The organism is Endozoicomonas sp. ALD040, assembly GCF_049275945.1.
In the GTDB taxonomy this organism is placed as follows: domain Bacteria; phylum Pseudomonadota; class Gammaproteobacteria; order Pseudomonadales; family Endozoicomonadaceae; genus Endozoicomonas_A.
Genome location: NZ_CP184829.1, coordinates 43,351 through 66,892 on the forward strand (window position 1 = coordinate 43,351; position 23,542 = coordinate 66,892).

The following is a 23,542-nucleotide window of genomic DNA, read 5'->3' on the forward strand; positions in this document are numbered from 1 at the left end:
CGATAACCAAAGCACCAACTCTGAGGTAGTAGAATGACAAATGCCGGCCCCAATGCATTAAGCCTTGCAGTAACCATTGCCATCAGCTCTACCATCATCAGTACACAGGCGCAAGCCGAGCGCAAGCTGCAGACAAAATCTCTTGATATTTCGAACAGTGAATTCGTGTCGTTTACCCAGAGTCTGGTCAGGGTTCAGCCAACTTTATCGGGTGACCAGCAACCAATACCCAAATCCTTTACCACTACTTACCCTGATCAGACTCAAGCCAGAGACGGCTATACGGTTCCCTCTGATGGTTTTACAGACATTCTTTCTGCCGTTAGTGCTGGCGTCTCCAGTGTTGATCTGTTTGAAACAGGCGAGAATGACATTGCTCAGAAATACACCAAAGTCCTGAAGGTGGGTGATGAGGAAGTCTTCAGGTTCACCCACAGCCTTGAAGAAACGAAACTGACCATTGAAGTCAGAGGCGGAATGACCGACCAGGACACCATTGACGCTGTTCGTGATCAATTAACTGTCATACAGTCATTAGAACCCTTAACGAAAATAGCCAGACCCGAACAATTGTATGCAGTGCTGGAAGGTGCCGATGACAGAGCAGGAAACCTCGGCACAAGCGACCATTATGTTGCCCTTGCCACCATAAAAGTAGAACCCGTTGAAGTGAATGGACGAACATTTATGCGTCTTATCGCTTCGGGCGATCAGCCCCCTGAACTGAAGCGACTGGGTCAATCGCTCTTTGTCAATGATGAAACGCTTCTGGCCGCAGCTACCTCGGCCTATATCCAGGTTCATGTTCTGAAAGAAGAGTTACAACAAGAGGCTCTTGATAGACTGTTGGCACTGAGCAAACCCGTCGGATATGTTGTGCACGAAGAAGATTGCACAAAGGTTTATCCTGCCCCTTCGGGTTATCCAAAGCTGGTACCTGGTCATACTCAGGAAGATACTATTGTTTTCTATAGTCAGAAACTGAATCCAGCCGATATCGCGTTTGTAGAAAACCTCTATAGCCTCCTGACAGAAACTGAGCCTGATGGCCCCACTCACGCAACAACAGAGGTTCAAAAATATAAGGTCAAAAGCTACCTGCATGTTATTCGAAGCAAGCAGTGGGCACTGCTGGAGGAATTAGCTGCCCGGAGCAATGCCGGATTTAGCAAGGATAAACTGACTTCGCTTGCATACTATGAAGCTCTCCAGCAAGCTCTGGTCAGCGCTACGCCTCATATAGCAGATAAATTTGAACTCACATTAGAACATCTCAAAGTCACTTCGTCAGTCCTCACGCCAATCTGGATGCATTATCAACTGGTAAAATACTTCGGTTTCTGTGGCGCAACGAAAAGTCTTCTGACTGACCAGCGCTTTATTCAGAATATGGAGGAATTGATACCCGTTATCAGAGATATCCACAAAGTTCAGGCCGACGCTCCCGGAGATGATGAGTTTGCTTCCAGAGTACTGAAAGCCATGTCCCGGCAGATGATGATTGACACCTACGACAAAATAGATGCTCTGCAGAAAAAAGATGGCGATTACATCAGGCCTATAAAACACATAGAGTTCACAGCAGAGAAAGACAGGGACAGTGAAAGGGAAAAGCTCAGAGCACCTGAACTCAAGCAACAGACTGAGCATGGGCTTGCTAAAACTCGTAAAGCGCTGGAAGAACAGCAAAACCCGATACAGAAACAGCAGCAGGAAGCCAAACGATTTCCGTCGCTGGTACAACTAGTTACTGATGCCATAGAAAAAGCCACAAAAATTCGCAACGCTGAACTGGCCGAAGAGCTTGGTATTGGCAAATGGGATGATACCCAGACATCAGAGGAGCAAGCCTCACGCATCAGAGAGAGAATTCATAAAATCTTCAGTGCAGTTGCCGCAACGGGACAGCTTGAAGAAGACACTGTAAGAACAAATCTGGCCGCTATTGAAGGCCAGCTCGGTATTGTTCCAGATAATAAAAACGATCTCGATTCCCGCTTTCAATCCATTCAACAGCACCTGCAACAACAGGAAAAACTCACCGATAAGGCTGCCTGGAACAGGCTGGCAAACATTGAAGGTCAGCACCGTAAGCAGCATCTTCGGCATCTGCAAAAGCTGGAAAAACAAAAAAACTGGCTACAGGAACTCAAGCAGAAAGTCGATCGAATTCCAGTGCTGAGAGAGGAACTTCGTGATCCCGTAATAGAAACCATAGAAAATTACAACGAGCAACTGGCAGATAAGCTCGGTATTGACAACTGGGTTGAGACCGAGCCAACAATGGCAGAACAAGCCACAATCATCAGAAAAGAAATTCATAAATTCAGCAAATCGGGACAGCTTCCGCAAGAGGGTTTAAAAGAAATACTGGCATCCATTGAAAGCAAGTACGATATTACTCCCAACAATGAAAACGATCTGGCTGCCCGCATTGAGTCCATTCAGCAGCAGCTGCAACAGGAACTGCAACAAAAGACAGAACTCATCGACGACTTAATCTGCACGAGACTGGCTAACTTTGAAGATCAGCTCGGCCTTCCGGATAACGATTATCACCTGGACTACCGGCGATATGCCCTTCAACAACACCTCAAGCAACGGATAGAACAGGTTGGGCAAGAACATCTTTTGCAACTGAGCATCAAAAGAAAAGCTGAAAAAATAGCTGCAACCAAAGCACGCTTTGCAACCATTGCCGCACATTTAAACATTGAGGATTTTGATCGCAATGCAGATATTGACGTTCAGCAAGAACGCCTGCTTGAAAAAATCAAGACAATGGATGCTCAAAAAGAAATGCTGTTTCAGAGAGTTGAAACATTGAGTGATCAACAGGATATAGAGAATTCTTACACCTGGGCCAGAAAATGTGCTCTGGCAGCCGCTCTTGATATTGATCTGAGTGAAGACAATACACCAGAAGATCGCAGAACCCTGGAATCAACGGTCAATCTCAAGCTCTTCAGGCTTGCAGAGCTGAAAGAAGAAGTGAAAGAGTCCAGAACCTGGGGCCGCCACAAAGCCAAACCTGAAGTACTCGAGACACTCAGAGCCGTAGAAGAAGCCCTTGAGATGAGCGACGTTGATGAAAACGATAGTGTGTATCTTCGTCGCGAGGACATTTCTGAAAACATGCAGGAATTCATCACAGAAGCCAGAGAGCGGGCGGAGGAAGAGGCCTTGGAAATACTGGAAGCCCTGGAACAAGTATTCGAGATCAAAAGCAATGAAGGTGATGACAATGCAGCAAGGCTTGCCAGAGTTCGAACAAGGCTTGATGGCGATCTTTCAGAGTTCATGCAGAATAAGATACATAGTATTGTCTGGCAAGAAGACAGCAGTCTTGTAAATATGAAGGATCTCAAACCCGAGAGCCTTGATACAGATATTACCCTTTCTTATCCAAAAAAAGGGGGGCCAGAATGGCTCGATATACTTCGCAGGCGTCTTACCTATAAAGTCGAAGAGGTGGATGAGCAAGCCAGTGAAATACAGACAAATTATCTTGCAGCTATAGAGAACAGGCTAAAGATCTACCCTCATGAAAACAATGCAGCTGAAGCAAGAAGCATGGTTTTCACTGCCAGACTGGCCAGAGACCTGCAGGTAGAGTTTGCAAACGATGCCAACCTGCCTGATCGGAGGGATGCCCTGAGAGCCAGAATCAGTACATTATTGGATGAAGTGTACCAAGACTATGAAGACGAAGCGGCCAGAAGAGCCTGGAACAATGAAATCGCTCATCAACTCAACATTAAAGCCTATAAAGATGATGCCACTATCGACGATCAGGTCCGTCAGATTGATGCAAAACTCCGACAGCTGGATGATGAAGCTTTCAGTGCCGGTGAGCCTAACGTTCAAGAGCGTATTGCCGCCATTGAGGATAAGCTTGACAGGCAAATGGCCCGCCTGGGACCTGAACCCCGATATGTTCTTGATCTCAAGGTGACCAGAGCCAGACAAACAATGCAAGAAGCTGAAAGTGAGTTGGAAGCGGCTAATCAGGAACTGAATGCTATTCGTATCAAACACCTTGCATCTGCCGGAACCTTTGCTTTCCTGAAACATATCCCGGATGAAGCAGTTCCTGATATCATTGAAAAAACCGTGGCTGTTAAGCCGGAGTCCGCTGATACCAGTGAACGATGGGTTAAGGCCTTGAGAAACAAGCAGTTACAACTGGGCGGTGATGATGGCGCTGGCGGCGAGATCCGGCAACTGATTCAGAAACACGCCTTTCTGGAAGCAGAAATTGAAACCAGAAAAGCAGACTTTGAGGGAATGAAGGATGCCCTGAAGGCTGCCGAAAAAGCCGTCGAAAATGATGACGGCCCCTTCCAGTACACGCCGAGACAGGCCGATGTTCTGGAAGCTATCCACAAATGCATGCAACAACACCCTCTTAAACGACAGGCTCTGCAAGCCGCAATGGGTCTGGCAGAATCAGCAGCACAAAGCGGTAAGATAATGCCCTGTCTTACGACTTTCAATTTTGACGATGAATATGCGCCCATTCACTTGCAGGCACTGGTCGGAGATAAACTGACGTTTAAACAGACCAGTCGAATGGTGGAAGTCTTCAAGCACCTGAAGACGACCTTCCCGGAATCTTCTCACCAGCCTCTGGAAGAAGTCCAGACTCTGGTACACAGGGCCAGGAATGAGATGAATAAAGGGGCACAACAATACAACGACGAAATTGACGGCATAGGCTCGGCAGGCATTCACTATGTCGAGCATGAAACGGGGGATCTGGAAGGCTTCTCGGAATACTTCGCCAGCCATTCTGCCAGTGGTAACAAGATAATAGCCCTGCTGCGTGAAGGTCTGATCAACAAGGTTGAACTTGAAAACTACCTAAAGGCCATCAGAGGTGTTGATGGTTATCAGACAGTGGATGAGTTTGAACATTTCCTTGGTTATAAACAGGGTGTCAAGGTGCCCGAGTTCAGGAAGGTTATCCAGATGCTGTCCGATGAGGGTGCTGAGCAATTCATGGGGATTGCCATTACTCCTGTGACCATGACCGCAACTGGCCCGACAGCCATGAAAGAGTCTGTTAACAGCATGAAAGAGTACGCCGCTGCTGTCATCGCCAACTACGTTCTGGATGATATTGCCTTTGAAAATGGCCGCAAAATGGCAGCATTTCTGGCCAATGTTCAGGAGACCCTGACACCTTATGCCAACGCTGTCAGCCTGTCTGAGTCAGAACTGATCCAGGCTATTCATGACACATTGATGCAAGCTCATGCCGCAGCGGTTGAGCAGCAGCTCAATGATTACTGGGTCAAACCTTCTGCCTTTCTGGTACAGGCTGTCACCTGGTACTACTCCAGCTACAAACCACTGCTGGTGAACACTAACGCCCGGCGGGCTGCCGAGCTATCCCTCTCAAACGTGGCGTTCCTCTATCTGCTGGATCTGACCAACCGGGGTGATTACCTGCACAGAATGCTCACACCCTTCCAGCACTGGTTGGAACGTTATGGTGTTGATCCTGACCGAACCGGCCAATATGCCTACCACAGCGGCATTGAACAAGTCTCTGAAGTGGGCGGTCTGGCTATGCCATTGGGCAAGGCCGCTTCTTCAGTCATTCTGCTGAGAACCGGCTCCATGTTGTTTGCCAGACAATACAATGCCAATCTGCAGAGGTATCGCAGCATTTCCCGTCTGGTGCCTGAAATAGTGAAATCCATGGGTTCCGGGCAAGGAGTTCAGGTACCACTTCTGAACAGGGTGACACCACAAAAAGTAAAAACACTGGCCTCGACCACAGCCGCTCTGGTACTGGGTCCGGTAGCCACTGTTGGAGCATACGCTCATGGCCTTATATCCGGATTCACTTATGCGCAAACTTTTGGATTCGCTTTGGCGTCGAGTCTCACTTTCGACTTCTTTATGAACGACAACAAGATGCTCACTCAATGGCTGGGTGGTCCCCTGGGCCGAAGTCTTGACAAATTTAACCGCTGGCGAGGCGCGGGTGAGTCTGACGATGAATATGTGAAACGCACGGCTATTGCCACGCCTCAATACTTCAGTGAAACCGATGAAGAGTTCGCCTACCGCGTTAAAGTCAACAACATGATGTACGGCTGGACGCGACATGAAAATTATCTGCAATTCCGTGAACGCCGGGATCGTACCCTCAAGCTGTTTGAGAATAGCTGGGAGAAATACTTCAGGGAAAATGTGCCTAAATGGTCGTTCTCCCATGCAGATAGTATTCCTTACTCCTACACTCTGGGTGCCTTATTTGAGTCCACAACCGTAAAAGCAGCACCGGTTGGTCTTGAGGTCAAGACATTCGATCTTGATAAAAATAAAAATACCCGCGACGAACTTTGATATTAGAAACCACTAGAAAACTCTGGTTCCCGTGCTTTCAGGCCCTGTGGGTCCTTGCGTGGGAGCGGGTTGTTCACTTTTCACAGGAATCAAAGTAATCAGCTTCGAGGTAGTAGGATGAAAAATACCTGCCCCAATACATTAAGCTTTGCAGTGGCCCTGGCAACCAGCTTTTCAATCATGAGTACAGAGGCACTGGCCGTTCGCAAACTTCAGACATACGCCTATATTCTGAACACTGGAGATTTTCAGTTTCCTCGAAGTGAGGTCATGGTTCAGCCAACTTTAGGTGATGACCGGCAGCCAATACCCAAATCTGTTACCACCAGCTACCCTTATGAGCCTCCACCTTCAAAATGTCACCCTCGTATCTCTCCCACTATAAGCTTTTCAGCAATTCTTTATGGTATTGGTGACGGCGTTTCCAGTGTTGATCAGTTTGAAACAGACGAGGGCGGCATTGCTCAGAAATATACCAAAGTTCTTAAGGTAGGTGATGAAGGAATCTTCAGGTTCATCCACAACCTTGAAGAAAAGGAACTGGTCATTGAAGTCAGAGGCGGAATGACCGATCAGGATTCAGTTGCGGTTGCTCGTGGTAAATTATTTTCTACATCATTAGAACCGTTAACGAAAATCGCCAGCCCCGCGCAACTGTCTGATGTTTTGAAAGCTGCCGTTGCAAGAGCAGGAAACCTCGGCTCAAGTGATCACTTCGTTGCCCTTGCCACCATTGAAGTTGAAAAAGTTGCAGTGAATGAGCGTACCTTCATGCGTCTTATCGCTTCGGGCGATCAGCCCCCAGAACTGCGACGCCTGGGTCAATCACTCTTTGTCAATGATGAAGCCCTCCTGGCGGCGGCTGCCTCTGCCTACATACAGGTTCATCTCATGAAAGAGGACTTACAACAGCAGGCGCTTAACGAACTTTTGCTACACAACAAACCCGTCGGCTATGTTGTACACGTCGAGGATGACACACAGGTTTATCCTGTGCCTAAGGGTTATCCAAAGTTGGAAATAACAGAAGCTCCGAGGGAGGATATTATTTTCCATGGTCAGATGCAGCGTCCGGATGACGTCGCTTTTGTAGAAAAACTCATCAAACTCTGGGTAGAAGCTGAGGTTAATAATCGCATAGTCATAACAGAGCTTCTCAGAATTAAGATCAAAAGCTACGAGTTCGTCATCCGAAGCAGGCAGATGGCACTGCTGGAGGAGATTGTTGCCCGACACGATATCGGCGTTAACAAAGATCAACCGATGATACTTTCTAACGAAGATAAACTGGCGGTGCGTTCCCTTGCAAATTACGAATCCCTCCAGCAGGTATTGGCGCTGGCTGCTCCAGATAAACCATATCGAACACGTCGTCGTCCATTTGAGTTAACACTGGAAGACATCACAGCCGTTTCATCAGTCATCACGCTAAACCGGATGTATGAGCAACTCGAAAAACACTTTGGCTTCAAACCCGTAGTTAAAAATCTCCTGATGAACCGGCACTTTCTTCAGCATATTCGGAAAGTGATACCCGCTACCGGCGATATCAAACAAGCGCAGATCGATCCCGAAAAAGACGAAGAGTTTACTTCCAGGGTGATGACCGACATGGCCAGACAGCTGCTTGAATTATCCAGGAACCTGGAGAACTTGCGGGCAAGACATGCCACACCGGGCATGAGAACAGAAGCTGAAAAAACAGCTGCAACCAAAGCTCGTTTTGCAACCATTGCCGCACATTTGAACATTGAGGACTTTGATAGTGATACAGATATTGACGCTCAGCAAGATCGCCTGATTCAAAAACTGGAGACAATGAAAGCTGAAGCACAAGATCTGCGTCAACAAATCAATCCTATGACCTTCCGACTCATTGTGGAGGATTTACACACCGTTACCAGGAAACATGCTCTGGCTCAGGTACTTAGTATTAATCCAAACGACAACACCGCACTATCAGACCGTGAAGCCGTAGAGTCAGCAGTATATACCAAGCTTAACAAGCTTAAATTTCTGGACACATATCTGGATTACGTCAGAACAGATCACTCCGAAGTTATACCGGGAGTCCTTAAGACACTGAGTGACGTGGAAAAAGCCCTTCAGATGACTGTTCCCGATGAAAACGATGATGTCTACCTTCGTCGCCAGAGCATTTCTGAAGAGCTGCAGGATTTCATCGAAAAAGCCAGACAACGGGCAGAGGAAAAGGCTCTGGCGATACTGAAAGCCATAGAAGAAATACTCGATATCAAAGTCAATGAAGGGGATGACAAAACAACAAGACTTATCAGGGTTCGAAGAATGTTTGACAACGATGATCTCACAGATCATAGGCTGGATAAGATAGATAACACCCTCTGGGCAGATGAAAACGCAGTTCTGAACGGGAAGGATCTCAAAGTCGCGAAGTTTCTTGCCTATCTTCACTATAAAATCGGAGGCCCTGACCCGGATAAGCGAGCCAGAGAACAACAGACAGATCCGCTGGCAGAAGTAGAAGAAGCACTCAACCTGGACTCCATTGAACGAAAGGACAGAGCAACAAGGCTTGCCATGGTGCTTAAAATGATTAACCACCCTGACGCCGGAGAATACCTGCTGGGTGAGGTAGACCAGGCACTCTGGAAAGAAGACAGCAAAGCGCTTGACGAGAGAGGTCTCAGACTCAGGAAGCTTGATGCGAGCCTCACTTATAAAGTCGAAGATCCGTACCATGATAAGCAGGTCAGAGAACAACAGGCAGGTTGCATTGCAGCCGTAGAGAACAAGCTGCATATCCACCCTCTTGATTACGTGGCTGTCATAAAAAAAGTCAAGGCTTTCACAGCGAAACTGGCCAGTGATCTAAGGATGAACTTTGACGAGGATGCCAGCCTGTCTGACCAGAAGGATGCTTTAATAGCCAGAATTCAGACATTTCGGGATGAAATCAACGAAGGCTATGAAGATGAAACAGCCAGAAGAGTACGGAACAATGAAGTGGCCCGTCAACTGAACATTAAAGACTATAACGATGATGACAGTATAGACAACCAAAATAGTCAAATTAAAGCAAAACTCCAACAACTGGACGACAAAGTTATCAAAGGGGTTCAGCCAGATGTTAATGTGCGTATCCTGATCATTGAGAAAGAGCTTGACAGGCATATGGCTTGCCTGGGACCCAAACCCCAATACGTTCGTGAGGTAGCCACAACCGGACAAATATTGGAAGAAGCTGAAAGTGAGCCGGAGACCATTCATCAAAAACCAGAGGGTGATGATGGTATTGTTGGTGTGCTGCGAGAAGGTCTGATCAGCAAGGTTGAACTGGAAAAGTACCTAAAGGCCATCATAGGTGTTGATGGTTATCAGACAGTGGCTGAGTTTGAACATTTCCCTGGTTATAAACAGGGTGTCAAGGTGCCCGAGTTCAGGAAGGTTATTCAAATGCTGTCCGATGAGGGGGCTGAACAATTCATTGAGATTGCCATTACTCCTGTGATCGTGACCGCAACTGACCCGACGGGCATGAAAGAGTCTGTTGACGGCGTGAAAGAGTATGCCGCTGCTGTCATCGCCAACTACGTTCTGGATGATATTGCCTTTGAAAATGGCCGCAGAACGGCAGTATTTCTGGCCAATGCTCAGGAGACCCTGTCACCTTATGCCAATGCTGTCGGCCTGCCCGAATCAGAACTGATCCAGGCTATTCATGACACATTGATGCAGGCTCATGCCGCAGCGGTTGAGCAGCAGCTCAATGATTACTGGGTCAAACCTTCCGCCTTTCTGGTACAGGCTGTCACCTGGTACTACTCCAGCTACAAACCACTGCTGGTGAACACTAACGCCCGGCGGGCTGCCGAGCTATCCCTGTCAAACATGGCGTTCCTCTATCTTCTGGATCTGACCAACAGGGGTGATTACCTCCACAGGATGCTTACACCTTTCCAGCACTGGTTGGAACGTTATGATGTTGATCCTGACCGAACCGACCAATATGCCTTCCACAGCAGCATTGAACAAATCTCTGAGGTGGGTGGGCTGGCCATGCCATTGGGTAAGGCAGCGTCCTCAGTCATTCTGCTGAGAACCGGCGCTTTGTTGTTTGCCAGACAATACAATGCCAATCCGCAGAGGTATCGCAGCATTTCCCGTCTGGTGCCTGAAATAGTGAAATCCATGGGTTCCGGGCAAGGGGTTCAGGTGCCACTTCTGCACAGGGTGACACCGCAAACAATAAAAACGCTGGCCTCCGCCACTGCTGGTCTGGTGCTGGGTCCGGTAGCCACTGTTGGAGCATACGCCCATGGCCTTATATCCGGATTCGCTTATGCGCAAACCTTTGGATTCGCTCTGGCGTCGAGTCTCACTTTCGACTTCTTTATGAACGACAACAAGATGCTCACTCAATGGCTGGGTGGCCATCTGGGCCGAAGTCTTGACAGGATTAACCGCTGGCGAGGCGTGGCTGAGTCTGACGAAGAATATGTGAAACGCACGGCTATTGCCACACCTCAATACTTCAGTGAAACCGATAAAGAGTATGCCCACCGTGTTAAAGCCAACAACACGATGTATGGCTGGACACGACATGAAAATTATCTGCAGTTCCGTGAACGCCGGGATCGCACCCTCAAACTGTCTGAGAATAGCTGGGAGAAATACTTCAGGGAAAATGTGCCTAAATGGTCGTTCTCCCATGCAGAGAGTATTCCTTACTCTTGCACTCTGGGTGCTTTCTTCGGGTCCGGGACTGCAGCGCCTGGGCAACCCTCCGCAACCGTAAAAGCAGCACCAGTTGGTCTTGAGGTTAAGAAGTGAGTCACAGCGTGGGAACGAGTTCCGGACATTGAACTTTGCCACTGAGAATTAAATTCGCTCAACAGCTTAGCGGATCTGCCAGTGTGAACTAAATTCTCTCAACGGCTTACAGAAACGGCCATGAGCGAACAGCCATGAGCGATTGACAGCCATTAGTTATCAGGAGTCGCTTACTCGCGAGGTGCGGTAATCACTTTTCACGATAGTCAAAGTACTCAGCACTGAGGTAGTAGAATGACAAATATTCGCCCCAATGCCTTAACACTTTCAGTGGCCATTGCAATCAGCTCTTCCATGATTGGCACACAGGCACTGGCGGATCGCAGGCTGCAGACAAAATCTGTCGATATTCATGGCAATGGACATGTAGAGTTCATCCAGAGTGAGGTCATAGTTCAGCCAACTTTAGACGACGACCAGCAACCAATACCCAAATCCTTTACTACCACTTACCCTGATCAGACTGAAGTCAGAGCGGGTTATGACATCCCTTCTGAAGGTTTCACGGATGTCCTTTCCGGCTTCGAGGGTGGCGTTTCCATTGTTGATCAGTTTGAAACAGACGAGAATAACGTTGCTCAGAAGTACACCAAAGTTCTGAAGGTCGGTAATGAGGGGGTTTTCAGGTTCACCCATAACCTTGCAGAAAGGAAACTGCTTATCGAAGTCAGAGACAGAATGACCCATCAGGATTCAATTAAGGCTGTTCGCGTTCAATCAGGCAACACGCAAACATTAGAACCGTTTACGAAAGTTGCCAGCCCCGAACATCTGGTCGGAGTGCTCAAAGGTGTACATGAAAGAGCAGGAAACCTTGGCGAAGTTGATAACTATGTTGCCCTTGCCACCCTTGAAGTAGACAAGGTTGAGGTGGAAGGGCGCACCTTCATGCGCCTTATCGCCGCAGGCGAGCACCCCCCTGAACTGCGGCGCCTGGGGCAATCACTCTTTGTCAATGACGAGGTTCTTTTAGCAGCGGCCACTTCTGCCTATGCCCAGGTTCATGTTCTTGGGGAAAATATACAACAGCAAGCTCTCAACAAACTGTTGTCGTACCATAAACCTGTCGGCTATGTTGTTCACGTCGAAGATGACACACAGCCTTATCCTGTGCCTGAGGGTTATCAAAAACTGGAAGTGACTGAGGCTCCCGGGGAGATTATAGTTTTCCGCAGTCAAAAACAGAATCCAACCGATCTCGCTTTTGTGCAAGGTCTCAATAACATGTGGGCGAAAGAATCTGGCTACTGCATCCCCTCTCCAGCAAAAACACAGATCAAAAAAGATAAGGTCAAAAGCTATCAATACATCATTAGAAGCAGGCAGATGGCATTGCTGGAGGGGTTAGCAGCAGTGCACAATGCCGGACTTGAAGAAGATGGAGAAATGACGCTTGCATACGACCATGATCTGATGACGCCGCTGTCACAATATGAATATCTCCATCAGGCATTAGCCAGTGCAAATTCAGATGGAGCCGATGAATTTGAACTCACAATAGGACAGATCGAAATCGCTTCGTCGGTCGTCACATCGACCTGGATGCAGAATCAACTCAAAAAATACTTCAGCTTCAAGCCGGCATTTAGAAATCTCCTGACTAATCAGTTCTTTATTCAGAATATTCACGAAGTGATAGCAGATGATAGTGATATCATCCGGGTGCAGGCCGATGATCCCGGGGACGGGGAAGAGTTCGCTTCCAATATCTTGAGCGACAAGCCCAGTAAGCTGATTGAGATAAAAGTCAGGCAAGAAGAGCTGCTGGCAAAAGAAAGAGAGCTCACCCTGCTTAGAAACCAGTTAAAGCTGACAACCGAGAAAACCAGTACCAGTGCAAAGGAACAACTAAGAGCACTTCAACTCAGGCAACAAATTGAAGATAAACTTATACAGTTTCATCAGGAGCTGGGACAACAGAAAAACCAGATACAAACACTTCAGAGGCAAGTCAATCGAATTCCAACACTGGAAAAAAAACTTAGTAACATCAGAGCGTATGCGTTACTGGCTCATTTCTCTGTAACAGCATCAAGGCTTGGTATTGATGACTGGATTGATACCCTTCCACTGGAAGTGCAATCCAGGCGCATCAGTGAAAGAGTTAGTGAAATCTTCAGAGTATACGCCGCAACAGAACAGCCTGATGAAGAAGCGTTAAAAGCCAAACCGGCGGCCATTGGCGGCAAGCAAGGTATCGCTCCGGTCAGTAAAAAAAATCTGGCTATCCTTCTGTCCATTGAGCAGCAGCTGCAACAAGCCTTTAGACGACCCGACTTACTCGATTCGGAAAAACTGACTACCTTTGAAGGTCAACTCGGGATTACGAATAGCCAACATGACCCTTTAGAGCGTCGCCGTACCATTCTGCAACACCTCAAGCATCAGGCCATTAAGATTTTTCAAACACATATTCAGAATCAACAAGAGCACCAGGAACCGAAAAAATGGTTACAGAAACTTCTGCAGGAAATCGAACAAATTACAGAGTTGAAACAAGAGGCCCATGATGCCAGCGCAGGTGACCTGAAAGTTCGCAACGCTCAAATAGCAATAGAGCTTGGTATTGATTACTGGGATGTTACCCAACCACTGGCAGAACAAGCCAGGATCATTAGAAAAAAAATTCTTGAAATCAAGCAATTGGCTGCCGCAACAGCACAGCCTGATAAAGGAGCTGTAAAAGCAAAAGCGTCGACCAATGAAGACGATCTTGCCAGCCTTCAGTTCATTCGCCCGCCAAAGCAACAGCGACTGCAACAAAACGAAGAACCAACTGATGGGGAAATCCGGGAAAGACTGGCTTTCTATGAGGGTAAGCTTGATCTGGTTCCGGAAAACGAAGACGACCTTGAAGCTCGTAACCTGGGACTTCAGCAGCGCATCATGCAACTGTCAATTGAGATCCATCAACAAAATATTGAGAATCAGCAAAAGCTGGCAAAACGGAGCACCTGGTTACACTTTCTTCAGGAGGAAGTCGACCGAATTCCAATACTGAGAAAAAAAACTCGTGAAGTAACAGCTGCAGCCATACAGGATTACAACACTCAAATTGCAGCAAAGCTTGGTATTGATAACTGGGATGGTACCCAAACCCTCGAAGCACAAACCAGACTCATCAACCAGAAAATTAATGAAATCAAGCAAGCCGCTGCAGCCACATCAGCTACTGCAACTTTGATTATCCCAACATCGGTTACTGCAACACCGATTGCCTCAACATCGATTGTCCCAAAACCAGTTATCTCAACACCCGTTGCCACAACATTGGTTGCCGCAACATCGGTTGCCGCAACATCGGTTGCCGCAACAGAACAGACTCAGGAAGAAGCTGTAAAAGCAGAGCTGGCGAGCATTGAACGTCAGCCCGGTCTGGTCCCGGAGAACGAAAAGGACCCGCAAGCCTGTTGCCGGGCCATTCAGCAACACCATAAGGAGCAGCAAACTCAGACCGATCAACAATATCTGCAGCAACAGAGCATCACGACAGATGCTGAAAAAGAAGCTGAAATTAAAGCCTTCTATGCAACTATTGCCGTACATTGTGACATTAAGGATTTTGATAGCAATGCAGATATTGACGTTCAACAAGAATGCCTGGTTCAAAAACTGGAGACAATGAATGCTGAAGCGCAGCGTCTGCGTCAACAACTCAATACCATGAGCACCCAACTCGAGATGGAGGATTTTTACACCATTACCAGAAAAGTTGCTCTAGCTGGGGTTCTTGGTATTGATCCAAACGACAACACCATACTATCAAACCGCGACGCCGTAGAATCAGCAGTATATACCAAACTTAACAAGCTTAAATTTCTGGACACCTATGTGGATTACATCAGAACAGGCAACTCTGAAGTTATGCCTGAAGTCCGTGAGACATTAAGTGACGTGGAAAAAACCCTTCAGATGAGAGCCCCTGATGAAAAGGATGACGTGTATCTTCGTCGCCAGGTCATTTCTGAAGAAATACAGGGATTCATCAGCAAAGCCAAACAACGGTCAGAGGAAAAGGCTCTGGCAATACTGAAAGCGATCGAAGAAATACTCAACATCAAAGTCAATAAAGGGGACGACAAAACAACAAGACTTATCAGGGTTCGAAGAATGTTTGACGGCGATTATCTCACAGATCAGAGGCTGGATAAGATACATAACACCCTTTGGGCAGATGAAGACGCAGCTCCGGACGGAAGGGATCTTAAAGTCACGAAAATTCTTGCGTATCTTCACTATAAAGTAGGAGGCCCTAACCCGGATCAGTGCGCCAGAGAACAACAGACCGATCCCCTGGCACAGGTAGAAGAAGAATTCGGAATCAACTTCAATAAACAGAATGACAAAGCAACAAGACTTGACAGGGTTCTTAAAATACTTGACTGCGTCGGAGAATACAACCTGGGTCGGATAGACCAGAGCCTCTGGAAAGAAGATAGCGAAGTTCTCGACGAGAGGGGTCTCAGACTCAGGAAGCTTGATGCAAGTCTAACTTATAAAGTCGAAGATCCGTACCATGATAAGCAGGTCATAGTACGGCTGCTACGCTTGATTGCAGCAATAGAGGACCAGCTGCATATCCACCCTCTTGAATACGTTGTTGGTATAAAAAAAGTCAATGCTTTCACGGCGAAACTGGCCAGTGATCTAATGATAAACATTGATAACGACGCCAGCCTTTCTGTACAGAGGGATGCTCTGATAGCCAGAATTCAGGCATTTCGGGATGAAGTCAACCAAGTCTATGACGATGGAACAGCCAGAAGAGCACGGAACAATGAAATGGCGCGCCAACTCAACATTAAAGACTATGACGATGACGCCAGTATAGACGACCAAAATAGACAAATTAAAGCAAAACTCCAACTGCTGGACGAAGAAGTTATTGACAGGGTTCAGCCAGACGTTAGTGCGCGTATCCTGATCATTGAGAACGAGCTTGACAGGCATATGGCTCGCCTGGGACCTAAACCCCGGTACGTCCTGGATCGTAAAGCAGCCACAGCCAGAACCGTTTTGAAAAAAGCTGAAAGTGAGCTGAAGGCTGCTCATCTAAAACTGGATGCTATGGCACAACCGGACGGGGATGATGCCAGTGACAGCAAGATCCGGCAACTGACTCAGGAACAAGCCCGTCTGCAAGCTGATATTGAAGTCAGGACAGCAGACATTGAGAGAATGAAGGCTGCTCTGAAGCTTGCCGAGAAAGCCGTCGAAAATGATGGCGGTCCCTTCCAGTACACGCCGGGACAGGTAGAAGTTCTGACCGATATGTACGACTTCATCCACCAGCACGCGCTCAAGAAACAGGCTCTGGAAGCCGCAATGGGTCTGGCAGCATCTGCAGCCAAAAGCGGTAAGGTGATACCTGAGCTTTCTACTTTCGATTTTGACGATGAATTTGCCCCCATTCGCTTGCAGGCAAAGGTCGGAAAAGATCTGACGTTTCATCAGGCCAGCCGGATTGCAACCGTCTTCAGGAACCTGAAAAGGAGCTTCCCACTCTCCTCTGTCGAGCCGGTAGATAATCAGCCTCAGAACGTCCTGGAAGAAGTCGGGATTCTGGTGCAGAGGATCAGAAATGAGTTGGGCAAAGGGCCTCAACAATACGACGAAATCATTAATGGTATGGGCAAAATGGCCATTCACTTCGTCAAGTACGAAGAAGAGGACCTGAAAAGCTTCCTGGAATACTTCGCTACCCGTTCTGCAACTGGTAACAGGATAATAGCACTGCTGCGAAAAGGTCTGATCAGCAAGATTGAACTTGAAAATTACATTAAGGCCGTCAGAGGTGTTAATGGTTATCAGACAGTGGCTGAGTTTGAACACTTCCTTGGTGATAAACAGGGTGTCAAGGTGCTGGAGTTCAGGAAGGTTATCCAGATGCTGTCCGATGAGGGTGCCGAGCAATTCATGAAGATTGCCATTACTCCTGTGACCTTGACTGCAACTGGCCCGGCGGGCATGAAAGAGTCCGTTGACGGCATGAAAGAGTACGCCGCTGCGGTCATCGCCAACTACGTTCTGGATGATATTGCCTTTGAAAATGGTCGCAGAACAGCAGCGTTTCTAGCCAATGTTCAAGAGACCCTGACACCTTATGCCAATGCTGCCGGGCTGTCTGAATCAGAATTGATCCAGGCTATCCATGATACCTTGATGCAGGCTCATGCCGCAGCGGTTGAGCAGGAGCTAACTAACTACTGGATCAAGCCTTCAGCCTTTCTGGTGCAGGCTGTCACCTGGTACTACGCCAGCTACAAACCGCTACTGATAACCCATACCGCCCGGCAGGCTGCCGAGCAGTCTGTCATAAACATGTCATTCCTCTATCTGCTGGATCTGACCAACCGGGGTGATTACCTGCACAGAATGCTCACACCTTTCCAGCACTGGTTGGAACGTTATGGTGTTGATCCTGACCGAACCGGCCAATACGCCTACCACAATGTAATTGAACAGGTCTCTGAAGTGGGCGGTCTGGCCATGCCATTAGGCAAGGCCGCTGCTTCAGTCATTCTGTTAAAAACCGGTTCCATATTGTTTGCCAGACAGTACAACGCCAATCCGCAGATGTATCGCAGCATTTCCCGTCTGGTACCTGAAATAGTGAAATCCATGGGTTCCCGACAAGGGGTACAGGTGCCGCTTCTGCACAGGGTGACACCACAAAAAGTGAAAACTCTGGCCTCGACCACGGCCGCTCTGGTGCTGGGTCCGGTAGCCACTGTCGGAGCATACGCCCATGGACTTATATCCGGATTCACCTATGCCCAAACCTTCGGATTCGCTCTGGCGTCGAGTCTCACTTTCGACTTCTTTATGAACGACAACAAGATGCTCACTCAGTGGCTCGGTGGCCCCCTGGGACGAAGTCTTGACAAATTTAACCGCTGGCGAGGCATGGGTGAATCGGACGATGACTATGTAAAACGCACAGCTATTGCCGCGCCTCAATATTTCAGTGAAACCGATGACGAGTATGCCTACCGTGTTAAAGCCAACAACACAATGTATGGCTGGACACGACATGAAAATTATCTGCAGTTCCGTGAACGCCGGGATCGCACCATCAAACTGTTTGAGAATGGCTGGGAGAAATACTTCAGGGAAAATGTGCCTAAATGGTCGTTCTCCCACGCAAAAAGTATTCCTTATTCCTACACTCTGGGTACCTTCTACGAATGGGGTGACAAAAAGATGAGAAATTTTTCACGGTAATCAAATTACTCTGCTCTGAGGTAACAGAATGACGAATACTCGCCCCCATGCATTAAGCTTTGCTGTGGCCGTTGCAGTTAGCTCTTCCATCATAAGTACACAGGCACTGGCTGATTCAAGGTTGCAGATAAAATCTGTCGATATTTCGGACAATGGACAGGTGGAGTTTACCCAGAGTGTGGTCATAGTTCAGCCAACTTTAGGTGATGATCAGCAGCCAATACCCAAATCCTATACAACCACCTACCCTGATCAGGCTCAAGCCAGAGCGGGCTACGAGGTTCCTTCCGAAGGCTTCACAGACGTTCTTTCTGGCATCGAAGGGGGGGTTTCCAGTGTTGATCAGTTTGAAACAGACGACAATGACGTTGCTCAGAAATACACCAAAGTCCTCAAGGTGGGTGATGAGGGAGTCTTCAGGTTCACCCACAACCTTGCAGAAGAGAAACTGGTCATTGAAGTCAGAAAAGGTATGACCGACCAGCATTCAATTGCGGCCATTCGTGCTCAATCAGGTGACATCGAATCATTAGAACCATCAACGGAAATCGCCAATCCCACACAGCTGGCGGGAGTGCTGAAAGGTGCCCATGGAAGAGCGGGAAACCTTGGCACAAGCGATCACTATGTCGCCCTGACCACCATTCCAGTTAGAAAAGTTGAAGTGAACGGGCGCACCTTTATGCGTCATATTGTTGCGGGCGATCAGCCCCCTGAACTGGAGCACCTGGGGCAGTCGCTCTTTGTTAATGATGAGGCTCTTTTAGCAGCAGCCACTTCTGCCTACATCCAGGTCCATGTTCTGGGAAAAGATATACAACAGAAAGCGCTCAAAAAACTGCTGTCGTACCATAAACCTGTCGGCTATGTTGTACTCGCTGAGGATGACACACAGCCATATCCTCTGCCTGAGGATTATCCAATGCTGAAAGTGACTGAGGCTCCCGGAGAGGTTATTGTTTTTCGCGGTCAAAAACAGAATTCGGCCGATGTCGCTTTTGTGGAAGGTCTCTATGACATGTGGGTGCAGGAACCTGGCTACAACACCCTCTCTAAAACATCAGCAAAGATTAAAAAAGATAAGGTCAAAAGCTACCAGTACACCATTCGAAGCAGGCAGATGGCACTGCTGGAGGATTTAGCGGCAGAGCGCAATGTCGAACCTGACGAAGATGGAAAAATGATACTTGCTTGCGAAGGCGAACTGAGGGCGCTGTCACATTATGAATATCTCCATCAGGCATTAACCATTGCAACTAAAGATGGAGCAGATGAATTTGAACTCACAACAGGACAGATCGAAGTGGCTTCCTCGGTTGTTACATCAACCTGGATGCATGATCAACTGGAAAAACACTTTAGCTTCAAACCTGCAATCAGAAACCTTCTGACGGATCAATTCTTTATCGAGAGTATGCGGGAAGTGATACCGGATGGCAGTGATATCATCCTGGCGCAGGCCGATACTAACGAGGACAGGGAAGAGTTTGCTGCCAAAGTCACGAGCGACACGCCCGAACAGCTGATTGAGATGAACACCAGGCAAAAAGAGCAGCTGACAAAAGAAAGCGAACTCATCCAGCCCGGAAACCAGTTAAAGCTTACAACGGAGAAAAACAGTAACAGTGAAAAGGAAACAGTAAGAGTGCTTAAACTCAGGCAGCAAACTGTAGGTAAACTTACACAGTTTCAGCAAGAGCTGGAACGACAGAACGCACTGATACAAAAACTTCAGCTGCAAGTCAGTCGAATTCCAGCGCTGGAAAAAAAAACCAGTAGTGCCAAAACCCATGCCTTGATAGCTCAGTACGCCACAATGGCAGCACGGCTTGGTATTAATGGCTGGGATGATAGCCTTTCAATAGAAGAACAATCCAGACGCATTATTGAGAGAACTGATGAAATCTTAAGAGTATACGCCTCAGCAGGGCAGTCTCATGAAGGAGCGTTAAAAGCAAATCCGGCGACCATTGGCGGCAAGTGCATTATTGCTTCGGTCAATAAAAAAAATCTGGCTACCCTTCATTCCATTCAAAGACAGCTACGACAAAATGCTAAACTGCCCAACGCTCAAGCTTTGGAAAAACTGACTGCCTTTGAAGGTCAGCTCGGCCTGGTGACGAATAACCGATGTAGCCCTACAGACCGTCGCCGGGCCATTCAACTGCACCTTATGCATCAGGCCATTGAGATTTTTCAAACACATATTCAGAATCCACAAAAGCATGAAGAACCGAAAAAATGGTTACAGAAACTTCTGCAGGAAATCGAACAAATTCCAAAGCTGAAACAACAAGCTCGTGATGCCAGAGCAGATGCCTTAAAAGTTCGCAACGCTCAAATGGCAATAGATCTCGGTATTGATCACTGGGATGATAAACTGCCACCTGAAGAACAAGCCAGCATCATTAGACAAAAAACTCTTGAAATCAGGCAATTGGCTGCCGTAACAGAACAGCCTGATAGAGAAGCTGTGCAAGCAAAAACGTCAGCCATTGGAAGCAAGAGGCGTTTTGTCTGGGACAATAAAGAGGATCTGACTGCCCTTCGGTTCATTCGCCCGTCAAAGCAACAGCGGCTGCAAGATAACGAAGAACTAACTGATGGGGAAATCCGGGAAAGACTGGCCTTCTATGAAGGTAAGCTCGATCTGGTTCCAGAAAACGAAGATGACCTTGAGGCCCGCAACCTGGGGCTTCAGCAGCGCATCAAGCAGCTGTCACTGGAGATCCATCAACAAAATGTTGAGAATCAGCAAAAGATCGTAAAACGGAGCACCTGGTTACGCTTTCTCGAGGAAGAAGTCGACCGAATTCCAGTGCTGAGAAAAAAAGCTCGTGAAGCAACAGCTGCAGCTATACAGGATTACAACAGTCAAATTGCAGCAAAGCTTGGTATTGATAGCTGGGATGGTACCCAAACCCCCGAAGAACAAGCCAAAATCATCAGCCAGAAAATTAATGAAATCAAGCAACCTGCTGCAGCCACATCAGCTACCGCAACATTGATTGCCCCAACATCGGTTACCGCAACACCGATTGCCCCAACATCGGTTGCCCCAACATCGGTTGCCCCAACACCGATTGCCGCAACATCGGTTGTCGCAACCTTAATTGCCCCAACACCGGTTACCGCAACACCGGTTGCTGCAACACCAGCTACCGCAACAGAACAGCCTTGGGAAGAAGCTGAAAATGAACTGGAGACTGCTCATCAAAAACTGAATGCTCTGGTACTAGAGGGCGGTGATGATGCCAGTGGCGACAAGATCCAGCAACCAATTCAGGAACAGGTCCGTCGGGAAGCTGAGATTGAAGTCAGGAAGGCAGACCTTGAGAGAATGCAGGATACCCTGAAGGCCGCCGGAAAAGCCCTCGAAAATAATGGCGGTCCCTTCCAGGACACACCGGGGCATTTAGAAGTACTGACCGATATGCACGACTTCGTCCACCTGCACGCTCTCAAGAAACAGGCTCTGGAAGCCGCAATGATTCTGTCAGCGTCTGCAGCGATAAAGATAACAGCTCTGCTGCGTGAAGGTCTGATCAGCAAGGTTGAACTTGAAAACTACATAAAGGCCGTCAGAGGTGTTGATGGTTATCAGACAGTGGCTGAGTTTGAACACTTCCTTGGTTATAAACAGGGTATCAAGGTGCCCGGGTTCAGCAAGGTTATCCAGATGCTGTCCGATGAGGATGCTGAGCAATTCATGGGGATTGCCATTACTCCTGTGACCGTGACCGCAACTGGCCCGGCGGGCATGAAAGAGTCTGTTGTCGGCATGAAAGAGTATGCCGCAGCTGTCATCGCCAACTACGTTCTGGATGATATTGCCTTTGAAAATGGCCGCAGAACGGCAGCATTTCTGGCCAATGCTCAGGAGACCCTGACACCTTATGCCAATGCTGTTGGCCTGTCTGAGCCAGAACTGATCCAGACTATCCATGACACATTGAAGCAGGCTCACGCTGCAGCGGTTGAGCAGGAGCTAAATAACTACTGGGTCAAACCTTCAGCCTTTCTGGTTCAGGCTGTTACCTGGTACTACTCCAGCTACAAACCACTGCTGATGAACACTAACGCCTGGAATGCTGCCAGACTGTCCCTGTCAAACATGGCGTTCCTCTATCTTCTGGATCTGACCAACAGGGGTGATTACCTCCACAGAATGCTTACACCTTTCCAACACTGGTTGGAACATTATGGTGTTGATCTTGAGCGAACCGGCCAATACGCCTACCACAACGGAATTGAACAAGTCTCTGAAGTGGGCGGTCTGGCCATGCCATTGGGCAAGGCCGCTGCTTCAGTCATTCTGCTAAAAACCGGCTCCGTGTTGTTTGCCAGACAGTACAACGCTAATCCCCACAGGTATCGCAGCATTTCCCGTCTGGTGCCTGAAATAGTGAAATCCATGGGTTCCGGACAAGGGGTTCAAGTGCCACTTCTGCACAGGGTGACACCACAAAAAGTGAAAGCGCTGGCCTCGACCACAGCCGCTCTGGTGCTGGGTCCGGTAGCCACTGTCGGAGCATACGCCCATGGACTTATATCCGGATTCACTTATGCGCAAGCCTTCGGATTCGCTCTGGCGTCGAGTCTCACTTACGACTTCTTTATGAACGACAACAAGATGCTCACTCAGTGGCTGGGTGGCCCCCTGGGCCGAAGTCTTGATAAATTTAACCGCTGGCGAGGCATGGGTGAATCGGACGATGAATATGTGAAACACACAGCTATTGCCGCGCCTCAATATTTCAGTGAAACCGATGAAGAGTACGCCTACCGTGTTAAAGCCAACAGCACAATGTATGGCTGGACACGACATGAAAATTATCTGCAATTCCGTGAACGCCGGGATCGCACCATGAGACTGTTTGAGAATGGCTGGGAGCAATACTTCAGGGAAAATGTACCTAAATGGTCGTTCTCCCACGCAAAAAGTATTCCTTATTCCTACACTCTGAGTACCTTCTACGAATGGGGTGACAAAAAGGCTACCCGCGACGAACTCTGAATATCAGACCCTTTTGACGACCCATTCAGGCGTCAAAAAGAATCCAGCATAAATCAGCCATGAGCGACAGAAACAATTTTTTGCGCCCTCAGGGATGAGAAATTTTTTACGGTAATCAAATTACTCTGC

At 47.9% G+C, this 23,542-nt stretch carries 4 protein-coding genes; all 4 read left to right on the top strand.

The window, feature by feature from the left end; all coding sequences use genetic code 11:
- The first annotated feature begins 33 nt into the window (after nt 1–33).
- On the top strand, nt 34–6,360 hold the full coding sequence (locus ACOJUN_RS00095; protein ID WP_422134659.1) for a hypothetical protein: 6,327 nt from the start codon (nt 34–36) through the stop codon (nt 6,358–6,360).
- Nucleotides 6,361–6,477: 117 nt separating this feature from the next.
- Nucleotides 6,478–11,172 (top strand): hypothetical protein, encoded by a 4,695-nt coding sequence (locus ACOJUN_RS00100; protein ID WP_422134660.1) that lies wholly within the window; start codon nt 6,478–6,480, stop codon nt 11,170–11,172.
- 234 nt (nt 11,173–11,406) lie between these two features.
- The gene (locus tag ACOJUN_RS00105) at nt 11,407–18,396 is read left to right on the top strand and encodes a hypothetical protein (protein ID WP_422134661.1); all 6,990 of its coding nucleotides are present in this window, start codon (nt 11,407–11,409) and stop codon (nt 18,394–18,396) included.
- Between the two features lie 28 nt (nt 18,397–18,424).
- Nucleotides 18,425–23,413, top strand: a complete 4,989-nt coding sequence (locus ACOJUN_RS00110; RefSeq protein WP_422134662.1) for a hypothetical protein — start codon at nt 18,425–18,427, stop codon at nt 23,411–23,413.
- Nucleotides 23,414–23,542 lie beyond the last annotated feature (129 nt).

Coding starts and splice junctions, on each gene's coding strand:
- ACOJUN_RS00095 (WP_422134659.1), top strand. CDS start 34: ATGACAAATGCCGGCCCCAATGCATTAAGCCTTGCAGTAACCATTGCC.
- ACOJUN_RS00100 (WP_422134660.1), top strand. CDS start 6,478: ATGAAAAATACCTGCCCCAATACATTAAGCTTTGCAGTGGCCCTGGCA.
- ACOJUN_RS00105 (WP_422134661.1), top strand. CDS start 11,407: ATGACAAATATTCGCCCCAATGCCTTAACACTTTCAGTGGCCATTGCA.
- ACOJUN_RS00110 (WP_422134662.1), top strand. CDS start 18,425: ATGACGAATACTCGCCCCCATGCATTAAGCTTTGCTGTGGCCGTTGCA.